The 22,431-nt window shown below is 57.0% G+C and carries 23 protein-coding genes; 8 read left to right on the plus strand and 15 right to left on the minus strand.

The features are described 5' to 3' along the window. Positions 1-24: 24 nt before the first annotated feature. The 3 genes from lpxM to znuA all read right to left on the minus strand — a co-directional run bounded on the left by lpxM (position 25) and on the right by znuA (position 3,477). Positions 25-1,005, minus strand: coding sequence for a lauroyl-Kdo(2)-lipid IV(A) myristoyltransferase (lpxM, locus tag C2E16_RS12450; protein WP_084970059.1), 981 nt, complete (start codon positions 1,003-1,005; stop codon positions 25-27). Positions 1,006-1,190: 185 nt separating this feature from the next. Next, positions 1,191-2,516: a murein DD-endopeptidase MepM gene (mepM, locus tag C2E16_RS12455; RefSeq protein WP_038625648.1), complete on the minus strand. Its 1,326-nt coding sequence runs from the start codon at positions 2,514-2,516 to the stop codon at positions 1,191-1,193. Positions 2,517-2,529: 13 nt separating this feature from the next. Then, entirely contained in the window at positions 2,530-3,477 is a 948-nt protein-coding gene (gene znuA / locus C2E16_RS12460; protein WP_038625647.1) for a zinc ABC transporter substrate-binding protein ZnuA, read from the minus strand. Positions 3,478-3,554: 77 nt separating this feature from the next. Here znuA and znuC point away from each other — a divergent pair, with 77 nt between their 5' ends. Next, the gene (gene znuC / locus C2E16_RS12465) at positions 3,555-4,307 is read left to right on the plus strand and encodes a zinc ABC transporter ATP-binding protein ZnuC (RefSeq protein WP_038625646.1); all 753 of its coding nucleotides are present in this window, start codon (positions 3,555-3,557) and stop codon (positions 4,305-4,307) included. Then, positions 4,307-5,092, plus strand: a complete 786-nt coding sequence (znuB, locus tag C2E16_RS12470) for a zinc ABC transporter permease subunit ZnuB (protein ID WP_084970060.1) — start codon at positions 4,307-4,309, stop codon at positions 5,090-5,092. Before znuC ends, znuB begins: the two co-directional genes overlap by 1 nt. Positions 5,093-5,203: 111 nt before the next feature. On the opposite strand, the gene ruvB is transcribed toward znuB, so the two are convergent. The 6 genes from ruvB to aspS form a co-directional block, all read right to left on the minus strand. After that, a complete protein-coding gene (gene ruvB, locus C2E16_RS12475) occupies positions 5,204-6,208 on the minus strand; it encodes a Holliday junction branch migration DNA helicase RuvB (protein ID WP_038625643.1) in 1,005 nt (334 codons plus the stop codon). 8 nt (positions 6,209-6,216) lie between these two features. Then, on the minus strand, positions 6,217-6,831 hold the full coding sequence (gene ruvA / locus C2E16_RS12480; RefSeq protein ID WP_038625641.1) for a Holliday junction branch migration protein RuvA: 615 nt from the start codon (positions 6,829-6,831) through the stop codon (positions 6,217-6,219). Between the two features lie 84 nt (positions 6,832-6,915). Further along, positions 6,916-7,440 (minus strand): crossover junction endodeoxyribonuclease RuvC, encoded by a 525-nt coding sequence (ruvC, locus tag C2E16_RS12485; RefSeq protein WP_038625640.1) that lies wholly within the window; start codon positions 7,438-7,440, stop codon positions 6,916-6,918. A 36-nt stretch (positions 7,441-7,476) separates the two neighbouring features. Beyond that, a complete protein-coding gene (locus C2E16_RS12490; RefSeq protein WP_038625638.1) occupies positions 7,477-8,220 on the minus strand; it encodes a YebC/PmpR family DNA-binding transcriptional regulator in 744 nt (247 codons plus the stop codon). Positions 8,221-8,399: 179 nt separating this feature from the next. After that, positions 8,400-8,834, minus strand: a complete 435-nt coding sequence (nudB, locus tag C2E16_RS12495; protein ID WP_038625636.1) for a dihydroneopterin triphosphate diphosphatase — start codon at positions 8,832-8,834, stop codon at positions 8,400-8,402. A gap of 1 nt (position 8,835) precedes the next feature. Further along, entirely contained in the window at positions 8,836-10,614 is a 1,779-nt protein-coding gene (aspS, locus tag C2E16_RS12500) for an aspartate--tRNA ligase (RefSeq protein ID WP_038625634.1), read from the minus strand. 312 nt (positions 10,615-10,926) lie between these two features. Here aspS and C2E16_RS12505 point away from each other — a divergent pair, with 312 nt between their 5' ends. The 4 genes from C2E16_RS12505 to cmoB all read left to right on the plus strand — a co-directional run bounded on the left by C2E16_RS12505 (position 10,927) and on the right by cmoB (position 14,133). After that, a complete protein-coding gene (locus C2E16_RS12505; RefSeq protein ID WP_038625633.1) occupies positions 10,927-11,490 on the plus strand; it encodes a hydrolase in 564 nt (187 codons plus the stop codon). Between the two features lie 40 nt (positions 11,491-11,530). After that, the gene (locus C2E16_RS12510) at positions 11,531-12,355 is read left to right on the plus strand and encodes a DUF72 domain-containing protein (RefSeq protein WP_084970061.1); all 825 of its coding nucleotides are present in this window, start codon (positions 11,531-11,533) and stop codon (positions 12,353-12,355) included. 72 nt (positions 12,356-12,427) lie between these two features. After that, positions 12,428-13,168, plus strand: a complete 741-nt coding sequence (gene cmoA, locus C2E16_RS12515) for a carboxy-S-adenosyl-L-methionine synthase CmoA (RefSeq protein WP_038625608.1) — start codon at positions 12,428-12,430, stop codon at positions 13,166-13,168. After that, entirely contained in the window at positions 13,165-14,133 is a 969-nt protein-coding gene (gene cmoB / locus C2E16_RS12520; RefSeq protein ID WP_038625606.1) for a tRNA 5-methoxyuridine(34)/uridine 5-oxyacetic acid(34) synthase CmoB, read from the plus strand. Before cmoA ends, cmoB begins: the two co-directional genes overlap by 4 nt. Before the next feature lie 33 nt (positions 14,134-14,166). Here cmoB and C2E16_RS12525 read toward each other — a convergent pair whose 3' ends face one another. Then, positions 14,167-14,787: a LysE family translocator gene (locus tag C2E16_RS12525; RefSeq protein ID WP_174705316.1), complete on the minus strand. Its 621-nt coding sequence runs from the start codon at positions 14,785-14,787 to the stop codon at positions 14,167-14,169. A gap of 254 nt (positions 14,788-15,041) precedes the next feature. Here C2E16_RS12525 and C2E16_RS12530 point away from each other — a divergent pair, with 254 nt between their 5' ends. Beyond that, positions 15,042-15,491, plus strand: a complete 450-nt coding sequence (locus C2E16_RS12530; RefSeq protein ID WP_038625604.1) for a DUF4385 domain-containing protein — start codon at positions 15,042-15,044, stop codon at positions 15,489-15,491. Between the two features lie 110 nt (positions 15,492-15,601). After that, complete coding sequence (locus C2E16_RS12535; protein ID WP_038625602.1) at positions 15,602-16,699, plus strand: glycerol dehydrogenase; 1,098 nt, start codon at positions 15,602-15,604, stop codon at positions 16,697-16,699. 24 nt (positions 16,700-16,723) lie between these two features. Here C2E16_RS12535 and C2E16_RS12540 read toward each other — a convergent pair whose 3' ends face one another. The 5 genes from C2E16_RS12540 to C2E16_RS12560 all read right to left on the minus strand — a co-directional run bounded on the left by C2E16_RS12540 (position 16,724) and on the right by C2E16_RS12560 (position 22,351). Then, positions 16,724-17,575 (minus strand): hypothetical protein, encoded by an 852-nt coding sequence (locus C2E16_RS12540; protein ID WP_038625600.1) that lies wholly within the window; start codon positions 17,573-17,575, stop codon positions 16,724-16,726. A 73-nt stretch (positions 17,576-17,648) separates the two neighbouring features. After that, on the minus strand, positions 17,649-19,349 hold the full coding sequence (locus C2E16_RS12545) for a hypothetical protein (RefSeq protein WP_084970062.1): 1,701 nt from the start codon (positions 19,347-19,349) through the stop codon (positions 17,649-17,651). 410 nt (positions 19,350-19,759) lie between these two features. Continuing rightward, a complete protein-coding gene (locus C2E16_RS12550) occupies positions 19,760-21,238 on the minus strand; it encodes a hypothetical protein (RefSeq protein ID WP_146107479.1) in 1,479 nt (492 codons plus the stop codon). 352 nt (positions 21,239-21,590) lie between these two features. Beyond that, entirely contained in the window at positions 21,591-21,860 is a 270-nt protein-coding gene (locus C2E16_RS12555; RefSeq protein WP_244555262.1) for a DUF7940 domain-containing protein, read from the minus strand. Next, positions 21,857-22,351 (minus strand): lysozyme family protein, encoded by a 495-nt coding sequence (locus tag C2E16_RS12560; RefSeq protein ID WP_306552669.1) that lies wholly within the window; start codon positions 22,349-22,351, stop codon positions 21,857-21,859. Before C2E16_RS12560 ends, C2E16_RS12555 begins: the two co-directional genes overlap by 4 nt. Positions 22,352-22,431 lie beyond the last annotated feature (80 nt).

Consider the following 22,431-nt stretch of genomic DNA (forward strand, 5'->3'; position numbering starts at 1 on the left):
GCCCGCTGGCGCAGGCAGCGGGCGTTATTTTTTGCGCGGAAACAGCTCTTTACGCTTATAGGGTTCAATTTCTCCTTCGCGTCGCGTTTTCAGCAGCTTGAGAATCCAGGTATATTGTTCAGGGTTCGGACGCACAAAAATCTCCACCTCTTCATTCATCCGGCGCGCCAGCGTGTGGTCGTCCGCCTCCAGCAGATCGTCCATCGGCGGGCGGATAAAAATATCAAGCTGATGCGTTTTGCCGTTATAGACCGGGAACAGCGGCACCACGCGTGCGCGGCACACCTTCATCAGGCGGCCCACCGCCGGCAGCGTCGCTTTATAGGTCGCGAAGAAATCGACGAATTCGCTGTGCTCCGCGCCATGATCCTGGTCGGGCAGATAGTAGCCCCAGTAACCCTGACGCACCGAGCTGATAAAAGGTTTGATGCCGTCGTTGCGGGCGTGCATGCGGCCGCCAAAACGGCGACGCACGCGGTTCCAGATATAGTCGAAAAGCTGATTGCTTTGATTATGGAACATCGCCGCCATCATCTGCCCTTCCGAGGCAAGCAGCATCGCCGGGATATCTACCGCCCAGCCGTGCGGCACCAGAAAAATGACATTCTCTTTATTCGCCTGCATCGCCTCGATGATCTCTTTTCCGTGCCAGCGCACGCGTTCGCGCACCCGCTCCGGGTTGCGCAGCGCCAGCTCGGCCATCATTACCATCGACTGCGGCGCGGTGGCGAACATCTCATCAATAATCGCCTCGCGCTCCGCTTCAGAGCGTTCCGGCAGACAGTAAAGCAGATTAATTTGCGCACGACGGCGAGCGCTTTTCGCCAGGCGTCCAGCCAGACGACCGGCCGCGCCAAGAATGGGATCGCGCAGCGCCGGCGGCAGCAACGCCATACCGGCAAACGCGCCGATGCCCAGCCAGGCGCCCCAGTATTTCGGCAACAGAAAGGACTTCTGAAAGACGGGAATAAATTCGATATTGCTTTTTTTCTTGCTGGTTTCCATGCACTCGCCTCGGTCAATAAGCGGCTAATGATAGTGCGGGCAGGTAAATTTGCAACGGTTACCGCAGGCAGGCGCTAAACCGCAGATAAATCGCAGATAAATCGCGGGGAAATTGTACGAATTCAGATAAAAAACGGCAATACGGGCGGCGTTTATGTGCGCCGCCCGCGTTGCTGGCGTCAGTCTTAATTCAGCTTCAACTGCGGCAGAACTTCTCTGACCTGCGCCAGGTAGGTAGAGCGGTCTTTGCCGGTCAGCCCTTCGGTGCGCGGCAGTTTCGCCGTCAGCGGATTCACCGCCTGGTTGTTGATCCAGATTTCATAATGCAGATGCGGCCCGGTCGAGCGCCCGGTGCTGCCGGAAAGACCGATGCGGTCGCCGCGCTTCACTTTGTCGCCCGGTTTCACCAGCAGCTTTTTCATGTGCATATAGCGCGTCATATACTGACGACCATGGCGGATAGCGATGTAGTTGCCCGCGCCAGCGCTGTGTTTTGCCTGTACCACTTCGCCGTCGCCCACCGCCAGCACCGGCGTGCCGATCGGCACGGCGAAATCGACGCCTTTATGCGGCGCGATGCGGCCGGTCACCGGATTCAGACGGCGCGGATTGAAGTTAGAGGAGACGCGGTACTGCTTCACCGTCGGGAAGCGCATAAAGCCGCGCGCCAGGCCAGAGCCGCTGCGATCGTAGAATTTGCCGTCTTCGGCGCGGATCGCGTAGTAATCTTTGCCGCCGGTGCGCAGACGCACGCCCAGCAGCTGACTCTGTTCCTTTTTACCGTCCAGCTCCTCGCGCGACATCAACACGCTGAACTTATCGCCAGCGCGCAGCTTGCGGAAATCCATCTGCCACTGTAACGCTTTAATCACGCTGCTGATTTCGGCGCTGTTCAGCCCCGCGCGCTGTGCGCTGGTGACGAAGCTGCCGTTGACCACGCCGGTCAGCACGCTGTTTTTCCACTCGCCTTTTTGCAGCTCGCTGGACATTTTAAAGCCGTTGTCGACGCGGTCGTAGGTGCGGGTTTCGCGGCGCGACATCTCCCAGGTCAGGCGCTGCAGCTGACCGTCGTCGGTCAGTGTCCAGGAGATTTGCTGGCCAACCTGCAGGTTGCGCAGATCTTTATCCACCTTCACCAACTGGCTAATGTCACCCATTTCGATGCCGTACTGGTTGAGAATGCTGCTCAACGTATCGCCGCTGGAAACCACGTAGTCGTGGGTGCCGGCTTCCGCCGTCACATCTTCGTCGATTTCATCTTTCGGCAGATCGTCTTCCGGCGCGGGAGAAGACTGATCGAGCGGCTCGCTGGCTTCGGGCAGCAGCGTGCGCAGCTCGTTTTTATCAATTTCGATGGTTTTAACAATGGGCGAGGTTTCGCCCGGATGATAAACATAAGGCCGCCAGACTGCGACGGCCAGAGTAACAACGGTGAGCGACCCGAGCATAACGCGGTGGGGTCGCGGCAGATTATTAAATGCCAGGGCGACAGAGCGGGCTATCTGTTGCACTTTAAGTAATTCCTCATGCTCCTTTCAGGCAGCTTTCATACTGGCTCGACAGCTGTGAGAGGAATTTCACATAGCTGTCTTTTCCTAAGCTGATGCCCATTCCCAGCGGATCGAGCGTACCTTTACGCACCTGAGTCCCCCTGGCAACGGCATCGATGACGGCCGGCCTGAACTGTGGCTCAGCAAAAACGCAGGTCGCTTTTTGCTCAACCAACTGTGTTCGAATTTGATGTAAGCGCTGCGCGCCCGGTTGGATCTCAGGATTTACGGTAAAATGGCCAAGCGGCGTGAGACCGTAGTGTTTTTCAAAGTAGGTGTAGGCATCATGAAAAACGAAATATCCTTTCCCTTTAACGGGCGCCAGCTGACGCGCTATCTGCTCATCATTTTTCGTCAATTGTGACTCAAATTGCTGCAGGTTAGCGTCCAGTTTGTCTTTGCTATGCGGCATAAGTTCCAATAATTTTTCGTGGATTGCAACCGCAGATTGGCGCGCTATTTCCGGGGACATCCATAGGTGCATATTATATTGCCCGTGATGATGATGCTCATGCGCTGCATCATGATGATCGTCATCGCCGTCATGATGCTCATCTTCCTCTTCAGCGCCGGTAATAAGTAGCGGTTTTACCGTCGGTAAACTGGCCAGTTCAAGATTTTTCTCAGCGGGAAATGCGCTGGCGGTTTTGCTGATAAAGGCCTCCATTTCCGGCCCTATCCAGACCACGAGATCCGCGCCCTGCAAGCGTTTGACGTCAGACGGACGAAGCGCGTAGTCATGTTCGGATGCGCCGTCGGGCAGTAAAACCTCCACCGGCGTCACGCCATCGGCGATGGCGGCGGCGATAAAGCCGAGCGGCTTGATGGAGGTAACAACCGCTGCGCTGGCGGGCGCGCTAAGCGAAGCGGCAAAACCGAGGGGTAATAACAGGGAAAATAATGCCTTTTTATTCTGTAACATAATGCTTCAATCCATCGTGACAGGGTTATGGATTGTGATATTATAACATTCGATAACTTCTGCAAGTCTTAATAATTATGAGCTCACTGATTAGTCTGGAAAATATTTCAGTCAGTTTTGGCCAGCGCCAGGTATTATCCAATATCTCATTATCGCTGGAGCCGGGACGGATTCTGACTTTGCTTGGCCCCAACGGCGCCGGAAAATCGACGCTGGTGCGGGTGGTGCTTGGGCTGATCGCGCCTGACAGCGGCACGCTGAAACGCGATGCAAAACTGCGCATCGGTTATGTGCCGCAGAAGCTGCATCTCGACGCGACCCTGCCCCTGACCGTCGAGCGCTTTTTGCGTCTGCGCCCCGGCGCGCGTAAGGCGGATATCCTGCCGGCGCTGAAACGCGTACAGGCCGGACACTTGCAGCATGCCCCGATGCAAAAACTCTCCGGCGGCGAGACGCAGCGCGTACTGCTGGCGCGCGCCCTGCTTAATCAGCCGCACGTGCTGGTGCTGGACGAACCGACGCAGGGCGTTGATGTGAACGGCCAGGTTGCGCTGTATGATTTAATCAATCAGCTGCGCCTTGAGCTTAACTGCGCGGTGCTGATGGTGTCGCACGACCTGCATCTGGTGATGGCGAAAACCGATGAGGTGCTCTGCCTGAATCACCATATCTGCTGCTCCGGCACGCCGGAAGCGGTCTCCCGCCATCCAGAATTTATCGCCATGTTCGGCCCGCGCGGCGCGGAGCAGCTGGCGATCTACCGTCATCACCATAACCATCGTCACGATTTGCAGGGACGAATTGTTTTGCGTAAAGGACAGGGACAATAATGCTCGAACTCTTACTTCCCGGCTGGCTGGGCGGCGTGATGCTGGCGCTGGCGGCCGGTCCGCTCGGTTCATTTGTCGTATGGCGCCGCATGTCCTATTTCGGCGATACGCTGGCGCACGCTTCGCTGTTGGGCGTCGCCTTCGGCCTGCTGCTGAACGTCAATCCTTTTTATGCGGTGATCGCCGTCACGCTGCTGCTGGCGCTGGGTCTGGTCTGGCTGGAACGACGCCCGCATCTCGCTATCGACACCCTGCTGGGGATTATGGCGCACAGCGCGCTGTCGCTCGGTCTGGTGGTGGTCAGCCTGATGTCCAACGTGCGCGTCGATCTGATGGCTTATCTGTTCGGCGATCTGCTGGCTGTGACGCCGGAGGATTTAGCGATTATCGGCGGCGGCGTCGCGCTGGTGCTGGCGGCGCTCGCCTGGCAATGGCGTCCGCTGCTGTCGATGACCATCAGCCCGGAACTGGCGCAGGTGGACGGCGTGAATATCGCCCGCACCCGTATGCTGCTGATGCTGATCACCGCGCTCACGATCGGCGTGGCGATGAAATTCGTCGGCGCGCTGATCATCACCTCGCTGCTGGTGATCCCGGCAGCCACCGCGCGACGCTTTGCCCGTTCGCCGGAACAGATGGCGCTCCTCGCCATCGGCGTCGGCATTATCGCAGTAACCGGCGGTTTGACCTTCTCCGCCTTTTACGATACGCCAGCCGGCCCGTCGGTGGTACTGTGCGCCGCGCTGCTGTTTATTTTCAGCCAGCTGAAGCAGCCGCCGACGTAACTTTTTGCTGATATTCGCCCATAAAAAACGCCAGCCGCAGCTGGCGTTTTTTTATGGGCTGCGCCGCAGACCGCAAGGAACGCGGCACGGCCCCCACACCTGTCGGCGAGGTTATGTCTCGCGGCTAATGCCGAAGTGCTTATAGGCGTGCTGCGTGGCGATGCGGCCGCGCGGCGTGCGCTGAATAAAGCCCTGCTGGATCAGATAAGGCTCCAGCACATCCTCAATGGTTTCGCGCTCTTCGCCAATCGCCGCCGCCAGGTTATCAAGACCGACCGGGCCGCCGGTGAATTTGTCGATAATCGCCAGCAGCAGCTTGCGGTCCATATAGTCGAAGCCTTCGTTGTCGACGTTCAGCATATCCAGCGCCTTCGCTGCCACCTCGCCGTTCATCACGCCTTCGGCGCGCACCTCGGCGAAGTCGCGCACGCGGCGCAGCAGACGGTTAGCGATACGCGGCGTGCCGCGCGCGCGGCGCGCCACTTCCAGCGCCCCTTCCGGGCTGAGATCCAGACCCAGACAGGCGGCGCTGCGGCCGACGATATGCTGCAAATCTTTCACCTGGTAGAACTCCAGGCGCTGCACGATGCCGAAACGATCGCGCAGCGGCGACGTCAGGGAACCGGCGCGCGTCGTGGCGCCAATCAGGGTAAAGGGTGGCAGATCGAGCTTAATCGAGCGCGCGGCCGGACCTTCGCCAATCATGATATCCAGCTGGTAATCTTCCATCGCCGGATAAAGCACCTCTTCCACCACCGGCGACAGACGATGGATCTCATCAATAAACAGCACGTCATGCGGCTCAAGGTTGGTCAGCATCGCCGCCAGGTCGCCCGCTTTTTCCAGCACCGGACCGGAGGTGGTGCGCAGATTGACGCCCATTTCGTTCGCCACGATATTCGCCAGCGTCGTTTTACCCAGCCCCGGCGGGCCGAAAATCAGCAGGTGGTCCAGCGCGTCGCCGCGCATTTTGGCCGCTTTAATGAAAATCTCCATCTGCTCGCGCACCTGCGGCTGGCCGACATATTCTTCCAGCAGGCGCGGACGGATGGCGCGGTCAATAATCTCTTCTTCGCTGACGTTGCCAGGGGAGACCAGGCGATCGGCTTCAATCATGGTTTACCTCAGAGCGCGGCACGCAGCGCTTCACGGATCAGGGTTTCACAATCAGCATCCGGGCGGCCCACTTTGCTGACCATCCGGCTGGCTTCCTGCGGTTTATACCCCAACGCCACCAGCGCGGCAACCGCTTCGGCTTCGGCATCGTTGCTTTCCGGCGCCGCGTTTTCGCTGGTCAGCGTAAAGGTTGCGTCGCCGCCGAACAGATCGCCATGCATGCCTTTAAAGCGGTCTTTCATCTCCACCACCAGGCGCTCGGCGGTTTTCTTGCCGACGCCAGGCAGCTTCACCAGCGTCGCCACCTCTTCGCGCTCGACGGCGGTGACGAACTGCTGCGCCGACATGCCGGAGAGGATCGCCAGCGCCAGCTTCGGCCCGACGCCGTTCACCTTGATCAGCTCGCGAAACAGCGCGCGTTCCTGCTTGCTGGTGAAGCCGTAAAGCAGCTGGGCGTCTTCGCGCACGATAAACTGCGTGAAGATGATCGCTTCCTGGTTAAGTTCCGGCAGCTCGTAGAAGCAGGTCATCGGCATGTGGACGTCATACCCCACTCCGTTCGCTTCAATTAACACCAGCGGCGGTTGTTTTTCCAGAATGATGCCTCGCAGACGACCTATCACAGTAGCTTCCTTTGATACAGGGGGGAGAAAGTGTCAGAGTTATAACATAAAAAAGGCTGGATGAATATCCAGCCTGATAATGGGTTACGAACGCAGCCTGCCGCGCGCCAGGTTCAGTCGGGTGTCGCTCAGCTTGCTGGCGTTCTGACTGACGTGGCAGTGGGTAATGGCGATCGCCAGCGCATCGGCGGCGTCCGCCTGCGGATTAGCCGCCAGCTTTAGCAAGGTGCGCACCATATGCTGCACCTGGCTTTTTTCCGCGCTGCCGATGCCGACCACCGTCTGCTTCACCTGGCGCGCCGCATATTCAAACACCGGCAGGTCCTGATTGACCGCCGCGACAATCGCCGCGCCGCGCGCCTGTCCCAGCTTCAGCGCCGAATCGGCGTTTTTCGCCATAAACACTTGTTCGATGGCGAAAAAGTCAGGCTGGAACTGCGTGATAATTTCACTGACGCCGGCGTAAATCAGCTTCAGACGGGTCGGCAGATCGTCGACCTGGGTGCGGATGCAGCCGCTGCCCAGGTAAGTTAGCTGTCGTCCCACCTGACGAATCACGCCATAGCCGGTGATCCGTGAGCCTGGGTCAATGCCCAGAATAATCGCCATCAGGCTACTCCGTCAGGTTGGCGGTCGCGATCGCCCTTACAGGGTGGCCGCGACCTCGTCGGAAATCTCACCGTTATGGTAAACTTCCTGCACATCGTCACAATCTTCCAGCATATCGATCAGGCGCATCAGCTTCGGCGCCGTCTCCGCATCCATATCCGCTTTGGTGGACGGAATCATGGTCACTTCCGCCGTTTCCGCTTTCAGACCGGCCGCGTCCAGCGCATCTTTCACTTCGCCAAAGGTTTCCCACGGGGTGAAGACGTCGATCGCGCCGTCGTCATAGGTCACCACGTCGTCCGCGCCCGCTTCCAGCGCCGCGTCCATCACCGTGTCTTCATCCAGGCCCGGCGCATAGGAGATCACGCCTTTTTTGGTGAACAGATAGGCGACGGAGCCGTCGGTGCCGAGGTTGCCGCCGCATTTGGTGAAGGCGTGACGCACTTCAGATACGGTGCGGTTGCGGTTGTCGCTCAGGCATTCCACCATCACGGCGGTGCCGCCGGGGCCGTAGCCTTCATAAATGATGGTTTCCATGTTGCTGTTGTCATCGCCGCCAACGCCGCGGGCAATGGCGCGATCCATGGTGTCGCGCGTCATGTTATTGGACAGCGCTTTATCCATCGCCGCACGCAGGCGCGGGTTAGAGGCCGGATCGCCGCCGCCCAGCTTGGCCGCGGTGACCAGCTCACGAATAATTTTGGTAAAAATCTTACCGCGCTTGGCATCCTGTGCCGCTTTGCGGTGTTTGGTGTTGGCCCATTTACTATGCCCTGCCATAACTCTGCTCTCTCCAGTTTGACACCGGTCAGACACCTCAAGATCAGCTTCCCCGCGGGAAACGTGCGCCTGATGCCTGACGCTGTTGATTTCGTATCAGTCAGTGACTGACGGCTTCAGCGCGCTCGCCGGGTAACGGCGATGCACTTTGCAGTGCGGCGCGCGGCTGTCGGCAGCGGTTAGCCGACGAATTCTTCAATCGCCTGGCGATTACTCCAGGACTTGGTAAGACGGGCGGCCTCAGGGGCGTCCAGCCATCGCCAGGCGAGGTGCTCGCTGAGAACAATGCTGCGCTCGCGCGGCAGCGCCAGGCGAAACCAGTGCTCGGTATTATGCGTGACGCCGGGCGCGTAGCGGTGACGAAAGTGCGGAAAAATTTCAAATTCAATCTGACGCCGGCAATCCTCCAGCGTCAGCCCTTCCGCCGCCACATCAATGGCCAGCTCCTCTCCCACTTCGCGCCGCGCGGCCTCTGCCGGCGTTTCACCTCTTTCCAGGCTGCCAGTGACCGACTGCCAGAAATCGGGATCGTCGCGCCGCTGCAGCATCAGCACCCGCCCGGTATCCTGAGCATAAATCACTACCAGTACCGAAACGGGATGCTTAAAGCTCATCTTACAGACTCTCTGGCTTATCCTTTTTCACCACCTGAATCGCCAACTCTTCCAGCGAAGCCGGATTGGCGAAGCTCGGCGCCTCGGTCATCAGACAGGCGGCGGCGGTGGTTTTCGGGAAGGCGATAACGTCGCGGATATTGTCGGTGCCGGTCAGCAGCATCACCAGCCGATCCAGACCAAACGCCAGGCCCGCATGCGGCGGCGTGCCGAACTTCAGCGCGTCGAGCAGGAAGCCGAACTTCTCGCGCTGTTCAGATTCAGTGATGCCGAGAATGCCGAACACCGTCTGCTGCATCTGGCCGTTGTGGATACGCACGGAACCGCCGCCCACTTCATAACCGTTGATCACCATATCGTACGCGTTGGCGATAGCGGTTTCCGGCGCGGCTTTCAATTCTTCCGGCGTCATATCGCGCGGCGCGGTGAACGGATGGTGCATCGCCGTCAGACCGCCTTCGCCGTTGTCTTCAAACATCGGGAAGTCAACGACCCACAACGGCTTCCACGCTTTGTCGTCGGTGATCTTCAGATCGCGGCCCAGCTTCAGACGCAGCGCGCCCATCGCATCCGCCACCACGCCCGCTTTATCGGCGCCGAAGAAGACCATGTCGCCATCCTGCGCGCCGGTGCGCTCAAGGATCGCTTCGACGATCGAAGCATTCAGGAACTTCGCTACCGGGCTCTGGATGCCTTCCAGACCCTGCGCGCGCTGGTTGACCTTGATATAAGCCAGCCCTTTCGCGCCGTAGATTTCAATAAACTTGCCATATTCATCGATCTGCTTACGGCTCAGCCCTGCGCCGCCCGGTACGCGCAGCGCCGCAACGCGGCCTTTCGCATCGTTCGCCGGACCGGAAAAGACCTTGAACTCCACCGCTTTCACCAGATCGGCGACATCCACCAGCTCCATCGGGTTGCGCAGATCCGGCTTATCGGAGCCGTAGCGGCGCATCGCTTCGGCGAAGGTCATCTGCGGGAACTCGCCGAGGTCGACGCCTTTCACTTCCAGCCAGAGCTGACGTACCATGCGCTCCATCACTTCACGCACCTGCGGCGCGGTCATAAAGGAGGTTTCCACATCGATCTGAGTAAATTCCGGCTGGCGATCCGCGCGCAGGTCTTCATCACGGAAGCACTTAACGATCTGGTAGTAACGATCGAAGCCGGACATCATCAGCAGCTGTTTGAACAGCTGCGGCGACTGCGGCAGCGCGTAGAATTTGCCTTTATGGACGCGGCTCGGCACTAAATAGTCGCGTGCGCCTTCCGGCGTGGCCTTGGTCAGCATCGGCGTTTCGATGTCGAGGAAGCCGTTGTCATCCATAAAGCGACGCACGAAGCTGGTAATTTTCGCGCGGGTTTTCAGACGCTGCGCCATTTCTGGACGACGCAGGTCGAGATAGCGGTATTTCAGGCGCGCTTCTTCGCTGTTTACCTGGTTGGAGTCGAGCGGCAGCGGCTCAGCGCGGTTGATGATGGTCAGCTCGGTCGCGAACACTTCCACTTCACCGGTGGCCATATCGGGGTTTTTATTGCGCTCGTCGCGCGCGCGCACCACGCCGGTCACCTGAATGCAGAACTCGTTGCGCAGTTCAGAGGCGCGGTTAAAGGCCTCCTGACGATCCGGATCGAAAAAGACCTGAACGATGCCTTCACGGTCGCGCATATCGATAAAGATCAGGCTCCCAAGATCGCGGCGACGGTTAACCCAACCGCAGAGAGTCACTTGCTGACCAACATGAGACAGATTGATCTGCCCGCAATATTCTGTACGCATAACGCTATCCTTTTAACTTCGCCGCTGCAGCATGGGCAGCCTGGTTGTGTCGTCGTGTAGTGAGATTATCCGGCGGATAACCGCAGGCAGACGCTGCCGCAAAAAGGCAGGCATTATAATGTAAAAAGCAAGGCGCGATAAGGGGGAACGGCGCGCGGCGCGTAAAGCGCGCGCATTTGTTATCCATCGCAGGCTAATGTTAGCGCTATGCACATATAAATTCACAAAATTCATGAATTAACGACATTTTTCCCCTTGCCTGCCATCGGTCCGCTGGCCCAGGCTTAACCTCTTTTTTTCGCGGAGAGCAATATGAAACTTAATCCCACATCGACCGCCCTGGTGTTAATCGATTTGCAGGAGGGCATTTTGCCTTTCGCCGGCGGGCCGCACAGCGCTGAACAGGTGGTGTCAGGCGCGGCGCAGCTGGCGGCGAAGTTCCGCGCCGTCAACGCGCCGGTGGTACTGGTGCGCGTGGGCTGGTCGCCCGATTTCGCCGACGCGCCGAAACAGGAAGTGGACACCGCGCTGATGCACGGCGCGCTGCCGGATAACTGGTGGGATTACCCCACCGCGCTGGGCGTCGACTCAGGCGATCTGCACGTGGTGAAACATCAGTGGGGCGCCTTTTACGGCACCGATCTGGAGCTGCAGCTGCGCCGTCGCGGCATCGATACTATCGTGCTGGGCGGCATTTCCACCAATATTGGCGTAGAATCTACCGCGCGTAACGCCTGGGAGCTGGGCTTTAACCTGGTGATTGCTGAAGATATTTGCAGCGCGGGCAGCGTGGAGCAACACAACAGCAGCCTGGAATGGATTTTCCCGCGCATCGCGAAAGTGCGTCGCGTCGAAGAGATTATCGCCGCGCTGTAACCTCATTCGGACGGGTTCGCCCGTCCGCTACGGGAGCAACATGTCGACATTTCGTCTGGGATTGCCGCAGTGGCAACATCCCCACTGGAAACGTTACGGATTGGAAACGCTGGCCGACTATGCGCGCTACTTCAACTGCGTCGAGGGCAACACCACGCTCTACGCTCTGCCAAAGGCGGAGGTGGTGCTGCGCTGGCAGGCGATGACCCACGATGATTTCCGCTTCTGCTTTAAGTTTCCTGCCAGCATCACCCATCAGTCCGGCCTGCGCCACTGCGACGATCTGGTAGAGGAATTTTTCCGCACGCTCGATCCGCTCAGCCCGCGCATCGGCCAGTACTGGCTGCAAATGCCCGCCGCCTTTGGGCCTGATTCGCTGTCGGCGCTCTGGGCGTTTCTCGATAAGCTTCCCGCCGCTTTCCGTTACGGGGTGGAAGTGCGTCATCCTGCTTTCTTCGCTAAAGGCGAGGCGGAACGCGCGCTAAACCGCGGGCTGCATCAGCGTGGGGTTAACCGCGTGATCCTCGACAGCCGTCCGGTGCATGCGTCCACCTCCACCAGCCCGGCGTCGCTGGACGCCAAATCTAAAAAGCCGAAGGTGCCGCCGCACGCCATCATGACCGCCAGCGATCCAATGGTGCGCTTTATCGGCAGTGATTCGCTGCGGGAGAATCAGGCCTGGTTTGAGGACTGGCTCAGCAAACTGCCGGGCTGGCAGGCAAACGGCACGCCCTGGCTGTTTCTGCATACGCCCGATATCGGCGAGGTGCTGGATCTGGTGCAGACGCTCTGGCCGCGTCTGCAACAGGCGTTGCCCCAGGTCGGCCCACCGCCCGACTGGCCGCAACAGAGCGCGCTGTTTTAATCAGTAATGATGCAGCGCGCCGCGCTTTCTGACAAAATATGCGCCTTTCCGTAGTTGACCGGATTTACCCCTATGTCTAATCGAGATACGCTGTTCTCCGCGCCTATTGATAAACTGGGCGACTGGACCTTTGACGAGCGCGTAGCTGAAGTTTTCCCCGATATGATCCAGCGCTCGGTGCCGGGTTATTCCAATATCATCTCCATGATCGGCATGCTGGCCGAGCGCTTCGTCACGCCGAATACCCAGGTGTACGATCTCGGCTGTTCACTCGGCGCCGCCACGCTGTCGGTGCGCCGCTCGGTGCAGGCCGACGGCTGCAAAATCATTGCGGTCGATAATTCCCCGGCGATGGTTGAACGCTGCCGCCGCCATATCGACGCCTTCCGCGCCAGCACGCCGGTAGCGGTGATCGAAGCCGATATTCGCGATATCCCCATCGAAAACGCGTCAATGGTCGTGCTGAACTTTACCCTGCAATTCCTCGCGCCCGCCGATCGGCTGACGCTGCTGGCGCGCATTTATCAGGGCCTGAATCCGGGCGGCGCGCTGGTGCTGTCGGAGAAATTCAGCTTTGAAGACGCCGACGTCGGCGAACTGCTGTTTAACATGCATCACGATTTCAAGCGTGCCAACGGCTACAGCGAGCTGGAGATCAGCCAGAAGCGAAGCATGCTGGAAAATGTGATGCTGACCGACTCGGTGGAAGCGCATAAGGCGCGTTTGCGTCAGGCAGGCTTTGAACACAGCGAACTCTGGTTTCAGTGCTTTAACTTCGGCTCGCTGGTGGCGCTGAAGGCGGGTGCGGCATGATCGATTTCGGTAGATTTTATCAGCAGATCGCCCAGGGCCCGCTGGCAAGCTGGCTGGAAGTGCTGCCAGCGCAGCTGGCGGCATGGCAGCGCGAAAACCTGCACGGCCATTTTCGCCACTGGCAGAAGTCGGTGGACAACCTGCCGCTGCTGACGCCGCAGCATATCGATTTAATCAACAGCGTCACCGCCGACAGCGATACGCTCAGCGAGCGTCAGCGTCAGGGCATTGAAAAGCTGCTGCGCAACCTGATGCCGTGGCGCAAAGGCCCCTACTCGCTTTATGGCACTTATATCGATACTGAGTGGCACTCCGACTGGAAATGGGATCGCGTGCTGCCGCATATCTCTCCGCTGACCGAACGCACAGTGCTGGACGTCGGCTGCGGCAGCGGCTATCACATGTGGCGCATGCTCGGCGCCGGCGCCAGGCTGGTCGTAGGCATCGATCCCATGCAGCTGTTCCTGTGCCAGTTTGAAGCGGTACGTAAACTGCTGGGCGACGATCGGCGCGCGCACCTGCTGCCGCTGGGCATCGAGCAGCTGCCGGAGCTGAAAGCGTTCGACACCGTCTTTTCCATGGGCGTGCTTTATCACCGCCGTTCGCCGCTCGATCATCTCTTTCAGCTGAAAAACCAGCTGGTGAGCGGCGGCGAACTGGTGCTGGAAACGCTGGTGATTGAGGGCGACGAGCATGATGTGCTGGTGCCGGGCGAACGCTATGCGCAAATGCGCAACGTCTGGTTTATCCCTTCCGCCGCCGCGCTACAGTGCTGGCTGGAAAAGTGCGGTTTCGTTGATGTGCGCATCGTCGATTTTTCCCGCACCAGCACAGAAGAACAGCGCCGTACCGACTGGATGACCACCGAATCGCTGGCGGACTTCCTCGATCCGCACGACAGCGGCAAAACGCTGGAGGGCTATCCCGCCCCGCTGCGCGCCGTGCTGGTGGCGCGCAAACCGTAATCTGACAAGGGCGCCCGACGGCGCCCTTTTTGATCAACGCCGCGACAGCGCCAGCTTCGCCGCAAAGCCGATAAATACGCAGCCGGTCAGACGATCCATCGCTTTCATTACCGCCGGGCGCCGCAGCTTCTCGGCGAAATAGCGCGTCCCCATAATCAGCATCCCGCTCCACAGCAGGCCGATCAGCGCGTGCGTAAAGGCCATCGCGCTGCTCCAGAGCGCCACCGACGCATTAGCGGGGATAAACTGCGGTAAAAACGATACGTAGAAAATTCCGACTTTCGGGTTAAGCAGATTGCCGAACAGTCCTTTAACGAACAGCGCCATCCAGCCCGGCGGCGTTTCCAGCGCCTGACTGCCAGGCAGCGCGCTGCGCGGACGCAGCAGCAGCCCGACGCCGAGCCAGAGTAGATACGCGGCGCCGGCCCATTTCAGCAGGTTATAGGCCGCCTCTGACGCCAGCAGCAACGCCCCCAGCCCGAAGCTGACCGCCACGCCCCAGACGAAACAGCCGCTGGAGACGCCCAGCGCCGAGGCGAAAGCCCGACAGCCGCCATGCGCCGCCGAGGTGCGCAGCACCAGCGCGGTGTCAAAACCGGGCGTCAGCGTCAGAATGACAATCGCGACCAGAAAAGCCAGCAGAGAAGAGATCATAACGCGTTCCTTTTTGATGAAGCGGACTATTCCTGACCTGACGACAGACGGCGCGGCATGCGTCGGTCGTCATCTAGTCATCGCGCCTCCTTGCAGAAACGCCCTGGCGTCAGGCCTGTGTTAAGCCGCCCAGTGTAAAATCATTGTAAACAAAATGAAATCCTTGCCTGCTGACCTCTGTTCTGCCGCAGGAGCGCGTTACGCTAACTTCCTCCGCAGCGGCTAAACTTATCGCAGCGGCCGCAGGAGGAAGAATGAGAGAATTTGATTATCAGCAGGACTTCAGCCAAATCGATTTTCGCCAGCATCCAGAGCTGTACCAGGTGGGACGCGGCGAACAGGGCGTGCTGCTCGTCGAGCCTTATAAATCGGAAATTTTGCCGCACTGGCGTTTTCGTACCCCGGCCATCGCCCGCGAATCGGCGGAGAAAATTATGGCGCTGTTTGAGGAATACCGACAGCAGGATGATTTCGTCGGCATGGATATGGCGCGCAAGTTTATTCAGATGGGCTTTACCCGCGCGCGTCGCTACGCCAATCATCCCGGCGGCAAAAAATATGATGCCCAGCGTCAGGTGCTGCCGCAGCAGCTTGACCCGGAAAAGGTGGAATCGGCAACGATCTTCAAGGCGTACTGGGATAAAATCCGCGCAGACGCCGATTATCTGCGGCGTAAAAAAGCCCATCAGCAGCGCTATGGCTAACCGCCCTGCGCAAGAATTTGCCTTTTCCCCACGGATCATCAAGCCAGCCCGCAGAAACCTGCCAGGCTTTAAGCCATCACGTAAAACCCGTAGCTTAAAGGAGAGCTGGTATGAGTAAGTTTGTTTTTTCCTCACCGCGAAAATATGTTCAGGGCGCCGGCGTGCTGGCCGAACTGGGCACGTACCTGAAAGAACTGGGTGACAGCGCCTTCCTGATCGCCGATGAGGTGGTCTGGGGGTTAGTCGGCGAGCAGGTGCAGAATACGCTGCGGCAGGCCAACGTTCAGCAGCGCTACGAGAAGTTTAACGGCGAGGCCTCCGGCAATGAAATCAGCCGTCTGGCAAGCGTCGCTCAGGAAAGCGGCTCCGCCGTGGTGGTGGGTCTGGGCGGCGGTAAAACGCTGGATACGGCAAAAGCGGTCGCCGACGAGCTGCATGCGCCAGTGGTGATTGTGCCCACCGCCGCCTCAACCGATGCGCCCTGCAGCGCGCTGTCGGTGATCTATTCCGACAGCGGCGTGTTTGAAAGCTACCGTTTTTATAGCAAAAACCCCGATCTGGTGCTGGTGGATACCTGGGTCTGCGCGCAGGCGCCGGTGCGTCTGTTCGCCTCTGGCATCGCCGATGGTCTGGCGACCTATGTCGAGGCGCAGGCGGTGCTGCGCTCTCACGGCAAATCGATGGTGAACGGCGATCCGACGATTGCCGGCATGGCCATCGCCCGCGCCTGCGAAGAGACGCTGCTCACCTGGGGCTACAGCGCCTGGACCGCCGTGGCGCAAAAGCGCGTGACGCCAGCGGTGGAAGCTGTGGTGGAAGCGAACACGCTGCTTTCCGGCCTGGGGTTTGAAAACGCCGGGCTGGCGGGCGCGCATGCCATCCACAATGGCTTTACCGCTATTGAAGGGGACATTCATCACCTCACCCACGGCGAAAAAGTCGCCTATGGCACCCTGACGCAGATGGTGCTGGAACAGCGGCCCGATGAGGAGATCGCACGTTATATCCGCTTTTACCGCGCCATTAATATGCCGACCACGCTGGAAGAGATGCACCTGGAAAACGAAAGCTGGGAGAATCTGGTGAAGGTGGGCGCGCTGGCCAATAGCGAAGGGGATACGTTGAAAAACCTGAATCCTGGCCTGACGCCGGAAGCGGTGGCGAACGCCATTCTGGCGGTAGACGCGTTTAGCAAAACGGTGAAATAATGTTCAGGCGCCTGCGGGCGCCTGTTACTCCGTTTTCGCCGCACTGTCCCAGTATTCAAATCGGTAGGCGGTGCTGAGCTGGCGCTGTACCGTTTCCTTACCGTCGGTTTCCGTTTCTTGCGAATAGCTGAGCGTGCAGTTTCCCACGTCATCCCAGCTTTGACACTCATCCAGCGTCACCGTCGTGCCGTTGCGGTTGTTGCTTACCGCGCGCAGACCTGATTCGCGCTGCTGTTTATCATAGCTGTAACTTTCTTTTCCCTGCTCCGAACTGCTGCCCAGCAGCAGGCCTTCCGGGCTCCAACGGTAGTGATATTCGCCGTTGGTCAGCGCGTCCGAACCGCGCGATACGCTGCTGCTCAGGCGCAGGTGTTTATCATACTGGTAGGTGGTTTCCGTGAAGCCTTTATTGCCCATCAGGATAAAGCTGTCGCTGGCGCTGATGATATTGCCTTTTTCTCCCACCATATAGCTGATAACGCCCTGCTTATTATTTACCTCTACCAGCGCATTCTCCTTCCTTACGCTAACAGAGATCTGGTATTGCGCCAGCCAGCCATGACTGACGCGCGCTACATGCTGCTCCATCGCCAGCACCACGTTCCGATCGTCTTTGTCGTAGCTGATATCGGCAACGGTAAGCTGGCCGCAGCGGTTAAACTGCCCCAGCACGCGCTTTTGCGAATTGACGTTTTTACCGAATTCTCCCATCACGACCTGCTTAATCTGCCCTTTCGCCGTGCCGCCTAATAAGATCACGCTGTTGCTGTTATTGATCGCATCGCCGACGCGACGGCAGGTTTCTGCCGCCAGCGCCGCGCCGCTGCTCCACAAGCCAGCCGCGCCGATCAGTAACAGCAAATATCCAGGCTTCATCATCTCTTCTCGTGAAAATATATCGGCACACGACATAAATCGGCCTTCCGACAGAAGCGGAAGGCCGCTGGCGTCAGGCAGGGGTTACCGAACCGGTAGTTTCCAGAGCAGCCCAGGGCGCGGTCGCCGAACTGCCTGTGGCATAATAATAGCGTAGCTGTTTATTCGCGTCATAGCCCAGCACCATTTTTCCGGTCACCTTGCCGGTGGTATTAATGGCACCGTCCCTGGCCGCCAGCTGCGCCTGCGAGTAGATGAAGCCGCTGTTGATGCCGACGTTATCGTTAACCAGCCAGGCGATATTCGGCACATCGCCCGCTTCCCTGGCAACGGGGCTGCTGGTGCCTTCCCTGGCGCTGTAGCGCAGACCCAGCAGAACATCAGTGTTCATGTTGTAGCAGTCATTTAGTACAAACTTTTCTTTGATATCCTGAAGGTCAACGGCGAGTTTTGCCGCTCTCAGACCGCTATTCGCGATATGCACATTGGCCAGCTCGATCAAATGGATAGCAATGTTATTGGCGCCAACGTCGATAATGCAGTTGTTTATCGACAGGTTCCCTCCCAGAGTGCCGCTCGGCTTATTAAACAGAATGCCGGTAGCCGTGCCGTTGCCAACAAAGCGGCAGCTGGTAAGCAGCAGATTGTTGTGCTCCGCCGCGCCCGATCTAATCTGCATGCCGAAGCCTTCGGCATAGCAATTGTTGAGATGCAAATCCTCCGCCGGTACCAGATCAAAAGCGGTATTGGTTTCCAGTCCGCGGTTCTGCATCGAAACCTGCAGCGTGAGTTTATGGTCGCCCTGCACGGTGGAGGAGCGCGTCAGCACCACCCCGGCGCCGGCTGATTTCTCATCCATCAGCACCATCGAGCGGATATTGACGTGCTTTGACCAATTTTGTATGCAAATAGCGCCGCGTATCGGATGCCACTGCTCCTCGCCGTTTTTGATATCGGCGGTGCGGGTATATTTGATGGTATTTTCCACCAGCACGTTGGAACACATAATATAAGCTTCACCCCACCAGGTCGCGCCGCCAATTGAGATGTTGCCGATCGAAACGCCGTTGGTGATGCCCTCAAAGGCGAAATGGCGCCGAAAGGGTCCCCAGGCGAGATTATTGGTCATAATGGTGTGCTGGGCATCAAACTCCGGTCGTCCATCATTGTTGGTAACCGGCGCTTCAGCATGGAAAGCCAGGCGCCCGTCGGTGCCCTCTTTGCAGGAGGCGTAGTTGCCGTCGATCACCGTTCCCGATCCCCAGATGCTGACCGCATCGCCGCGATCCTCCAGGCCGACGCCCAGACAGTCGAAAAAGTTATTTTCCAGAATACGCGAACCGTGAGCGCGATAGTTTGAACCGGCAATCACCGCATTGACCTGATTCACCATGGTGCAGCCTTGTATAAGGCAAAAGTCGGCCTGAATATCGATGGTTCCCTGACGGCCGCCGCCTTTATTGCTGGCAAGGTTGCTTTGTAACAGCAGAGGATTGGTTGAGTGCAGATTTAATATTTTACAGTTGGGATGTTTTAAAACGATCATCGAATGCGTTTTCATCTTCTCCCCAATCGGCCTGATCTCTCCGGTTTCCGTACCCTCAATAACCTGCCCTTCGAAAGAGGTTTTAACCTGATCGGAAAGGTTTATTACCGTATCGATAATAATATGCGTCGCCTGTTGAAGTAATGCCTGTAACGCTTTCGTATTGTCGGTTTTATAATCTGTTGCCGTTGTAACCCTGATATTGAGCGATGATGTGAAGACTGGCATAGCAATCCTCTCTATTTCATAAAATAAATGGACCTGTCCTTTACCTGGTGCGCTCCAGCTTGCTCGCTCAGAGTAGTGAAATAGTTTCATATGTAAAATATTACATTATTAATTTTCACAGGCTTGTCTTAAAACCTGGCCATTCATTACTTGACTACCGTTGTGAGTTAATCGGGGTATTCTGAAAGTGAATATTGTCTAAAAGAAATTGCATTTTAATTTCAATTAAATAAACAGAGGCGTCATATCAATCGCGGCAGTAATATTAATGGCGCCAACAGCGGAAGATGGATCTTATCGCGCGGAGCATAAATGCAAATATGGCCTTTACAGGCATCAATCTGGAGGAGTTACAAATATTAAAAAAACTAATAAAAAAGACCTTCCGGCCAGGCCGGAAGGTCATACGGTTACGCTGGCGTAATGGTTTCGCTATTGTCGAAAGATACCCAGGCCCCCTTGGTATCAGGCGCAGTTGCGTAGTAGTAACGCAGCTTTTTATCAGCGCCATAGCCCAGCACAATTTTACCCATCGCCTTGCCCACGGTATTCACCGTTGACGCGGCCGACTTCAGTTGATCCTGCGAGTAAACGAAGCCGCAGGTAATGCCGTCGTTCTCGTTAAACAGCCATTCAATATCGGGCACGTCGCCTCCAGAAGTGACCACCGGCGCTCCTCCTGTGGTGCTGGTTTTGGTATAGCGCAGGGTCAGCGGCACGGCGGAGTTCAGGTTATAACAGTTACTCATAACAAATTTCTCGCCAATATTCTGCATGCCGACGGCGAATTTTGCTGCAGAATAGCCGGTACTGGTAATATGCACCTTCGCCAGGTTAAACAGGTTCATGGCAAAGTTATTTGTGCCTACATCAATAATGCTGTGGTTAATAGAAAGCGTACCGCCACTACCGCCCTGAATAAGGATGCCGGTAGCCGATCCATTACTGATTAAACGGCAGCCGGTTAACAGCACGGTATTATAATCGCTGGTCGTTCCTTTCAACAACGCGGAGAAGCCTTCGGCATAGCAGTTAACCAGATGCAGATCTTCCGCCGGCACTAAATTAAAAGCGTTATTTTTCGGGTCGCCTTTATTCAGCATAGAGAGCTGCAACGTCAATTTATGTTCGCCTTTCACCGTTGAGGATCGATCCAGAATAAAACCATCCCCCACAGAACCTTCGTCCATTACCACCGTTGAGCGAATATTAACGTTGTATGACCAGTTCTGAACACAAATGGCTCCCCGCTTCGGCGCCCAGTTCGCCCCCTGTGTATCAACCGGCGTACGGGTATATTTGATGGTGTTTTCCACCACCACGTTGGTACACATAATATAGGCTTCACCCCACCAGGTCGCGCCGCCGATAGAAACGTTGCCAATCGAACTGCCGTTGGTGATGCCTTCCATCACAAAGTGACGACGGAACGGACCATAAGCCAGGTTATTCGCCATGATGGTGTGCTGCGCGTCAAACTGCGCACGCCCGCTGTTTGAGGTGACCGGCGCTTCAGCATGAAACGCGATGCGTCCGTCGGTGCCTTCTTTACAGGAGGCGTAGTTATTGGCAATTACCGTACCCGATCCCCAGATGCTGACCGCATCGCCGCGCTCTTCCAGCCCGACGCCAATACAATCAAGGAAGTTATTGCCAATAATACGCGAACCGTGAGCGCGCTGAATGGAGCCAGCGATTACCGCGTTTACCTGGTTAATCATGGTACAGCCTTCAATAACGCAGAAGTCCGCCTGAATATCTACCGTCCCCTGACGGCCGCCGCCGTTATCGCCGCTGGCGTTACTTTGCAGCAGTAACGGGTTGGTTGATTTCAGGTTACGCAGCCGACAGCGCTTGTGCTTCAACGCGATCATTGATCGAATACTCATATTCGTGCCGATCGGCCGAATTTCGCCCGTTTCGGTACCTTCGATAATCTGCCCTTCAAAGGCAGTTTTAACCTGCGCAGATAAATTAATAATGGTGTCGACGATAACATATCGTTCCTTATTAAGTAGCGCCTGAAAAGCAGCGGTATTATCAGTGGTATAATCCGTTGCGCTATTTGCGGCGATGTTTTGAGAAGATGTAGTTAAAGACATAAAAACCTCCAGAATAAATGATTTGATAAGTTTATTTTTTACTTACGGATATATTCACACTACGAACGACCTAAATTCAGGTTGCGGAATTCCCTTTCCGCTTGTATTACGGAAATTATATTTTTGCCGTTTTTATTATTTAGCCCTGGTGTCTGTCTATCGTGTCGTCACCTTGTGACACTGTCTGCCCTCCTTCTGGCGCTTTTTGTCGGGTAATACGTGAAAGCATGCCCAGCACCATCACGATGAAAGAGGCAATTTGCAGCCAGTGCGACGGGATTAATGTCTTCCATTCCGGCGGCATTTCTAACCAGATGGTAGGTAACAGACCCAGCAACACCAGCGCTTTCGTAGAATGCCAGCGCCACCAGTCCCGCCAATCCCTAACCAGCTTTAGTTTCATTGTCATATAATTACCCCTCTGTAGCTTTCATAACTGCCGCTACGCATGACATCTGCGTGGCGTTTTGCCCGATTAGGCGTTTGGCGCGCCCACTTACTCATCAACATGCTGCTGGCGGCGGCGGCGAAGTTTTCCTGAGAAATCAGGGCCAACGTATTCTTGAATCCTGCCAGCCCTTCAACGCCCATCTGCCAGGCCATGCTGTATAAAATATCGCTACGTGGTTCGTTGCAGTGTCGCAGCGCATCGACAATGCCTGGTACGCTATTCATTTGTAACCTGTTATTGCTCAACAGGGTTTCCAGCCAGACGCTGCCCACCACCTCAGGAACGGTAAAGGTATAATGACTAATGGGGCAGCCGCGCGGCCCAAGCTTGATGCCGTAAGCCACGGTTGGAAAACCTTCGGTATCGATATAAGGTTTCGCCCGGTAACCCTCTTCAAATTTAAGAATTTTTATAACTTCACTCATAGACAGCTCCTTTTTACGACTCACCCGTGACCTTGTTAAAAATTGGCTCTGCTACATTGGTGGTTTTCGTTCTGTTATGTATAATGCTGAGAACCCATAACAAA

The sequence above is a fragment of the Mixta calida genome (assembly GCF_002953215.1).
GTDB lineage: Bacteria > Pseudomonadota > Gammaproteobacteria > Enterobacterales > Enterobacteriaceae > Mixta > Mixta calida.

Bases quoted from the DNA above. Each gene is read 5' to 3' on its own strand.
- lpxM (WP_084970059.1), bottom strand. From the start codon at position 1,005: ATGGAAACCAGCAAGAAAAAAAGCAATATCGAATTTATTCCCGTCTTT.
- znuA (WP_038625647.1), bottom strand. From the start codon at position 3,477: ATGTTACAGAATAAAAAGGCATTATTTTCCCTGTTATTACCCCTCGGT.
- znuC (WP_038625646.1), top strand. From the start codon at position 3,555: ATGAGCTCACTGATTAGTCTGGAAAATATTTCAGTCAGTTTTGGCCAG.
- znuB (WP_084970060.1), top strand. From the start codon at position 4,307: ATGCTCGAACTCTTACTTCCCGGCTGGCTGGGCGGCGTGATGCTGGCG.
- ruvB (WP_038625643.1), bottom strand. From the start codon at position 6,208: ATGATTGAAGCCGATCGCCTGGTCTCCCCTGGCAACGTCAGCGAAGAA.
- ruvC (WP_038625640.1), bottom strand. From the start codon at position 7,440: ATGGCGATTATTCTGGGCATTGACCCAGGCTCACGGATCACCGGCTAT.
- C2E16_RS12490 (WP_038625638.1), bottom strand. From the start codon at position 8,220: ATGGCAGGGCATAGTAAATGGGCCAACACCAAACACCGCAAAGCGGCA.
- nudB (WP_038625636.1), bottom strand. From the start codon at position 8,834: ATGAGCTTTAAGCATCCCGTTTCGGTACTGGTAGTGATTTATGCTCAG.
- aspS (WP_038625634.1), bottom strand. From the start codon at position 10,614: ATGCGTACAGAATATTGCGGGCAGATCAATCTGTCTCATGTTGGTCAG.
- C2E16_RS12505 (WP_038625633.1), top strand. From the start codon at position 10,927: ATGAAACTTAATCCCACATCGACCGCCCTGGTGTTAATCGATTTGCAG.
- C2E16_RS12510 (WP_084970061.1), top strand. From the start codon at position 11,531: ATGTCGACATTTCGTCTGGGATTGCCGCAGTGGCAACATCCCCACTGG.
- cmoA (WP_038625608.1), top strand. From the start codon at position 12,428: ATGTCTAATCGAGATACGCTGTTCTCCGCGCCTATTGATAAACTGGGC.
- cmoB (WP_038625606.1), top strand. From the start codon at position 13,165: ATGATCGATTTCGGTAGATTTTATCAGCAGATCGCCCAGGGCCCGCTG.
- C2E16_RS12525 (WP_174705316.1), bottom strand. From the start codon at position 14,787: ATGATCTCTTCTCTGCTGGCTTTTCTGGTCGCGATTGTCATTCTGACG.
- C2E16_RS12530 (WP_038625604.1), top strand. From the start codon at position 15,042: ATGAGAGAATTTGATTATCAGCAGGACTTCAGCCAAATCGATTTTCGC.
- C2E16_RS12535 (WP_038625602.1), top strand. From the start codon at position 15,602: ATGAGTAAGTTTGTTTTTTCCTCACCGCGAAAATATGTTCAGGGCGCC.
- C2E16_RS12540 (WP_038625600.1), bottom strand. From the start codon at position 17,575: ATGAAGCCTGGATATTTGCTGTTACTGATCGGCGCGGCTGGCTTGTGG.
- C2E16_RS12545 (WP_084970062.1), bottom strand. From the start codon at position 19,349: ATGCCAGTCTTCACATCATCGCTCAATATCAGGGTTACAACGGCAACA.
- C2E16_RS12550 (WP_146107479.1), bottom strand. From the start codon at position 21,238: ATGAGTATTCGATCAATGATCGCGTTGAAGCACAAGCGCTGTCGGCTG.
- C2E16_RS12555 (WP_244555262.1), bottom strand. From the start codon at position 21,860: ATGACAATGAAACTAAAGCTGGTTAGGGATTGGCGGGACTGGTGGCGC.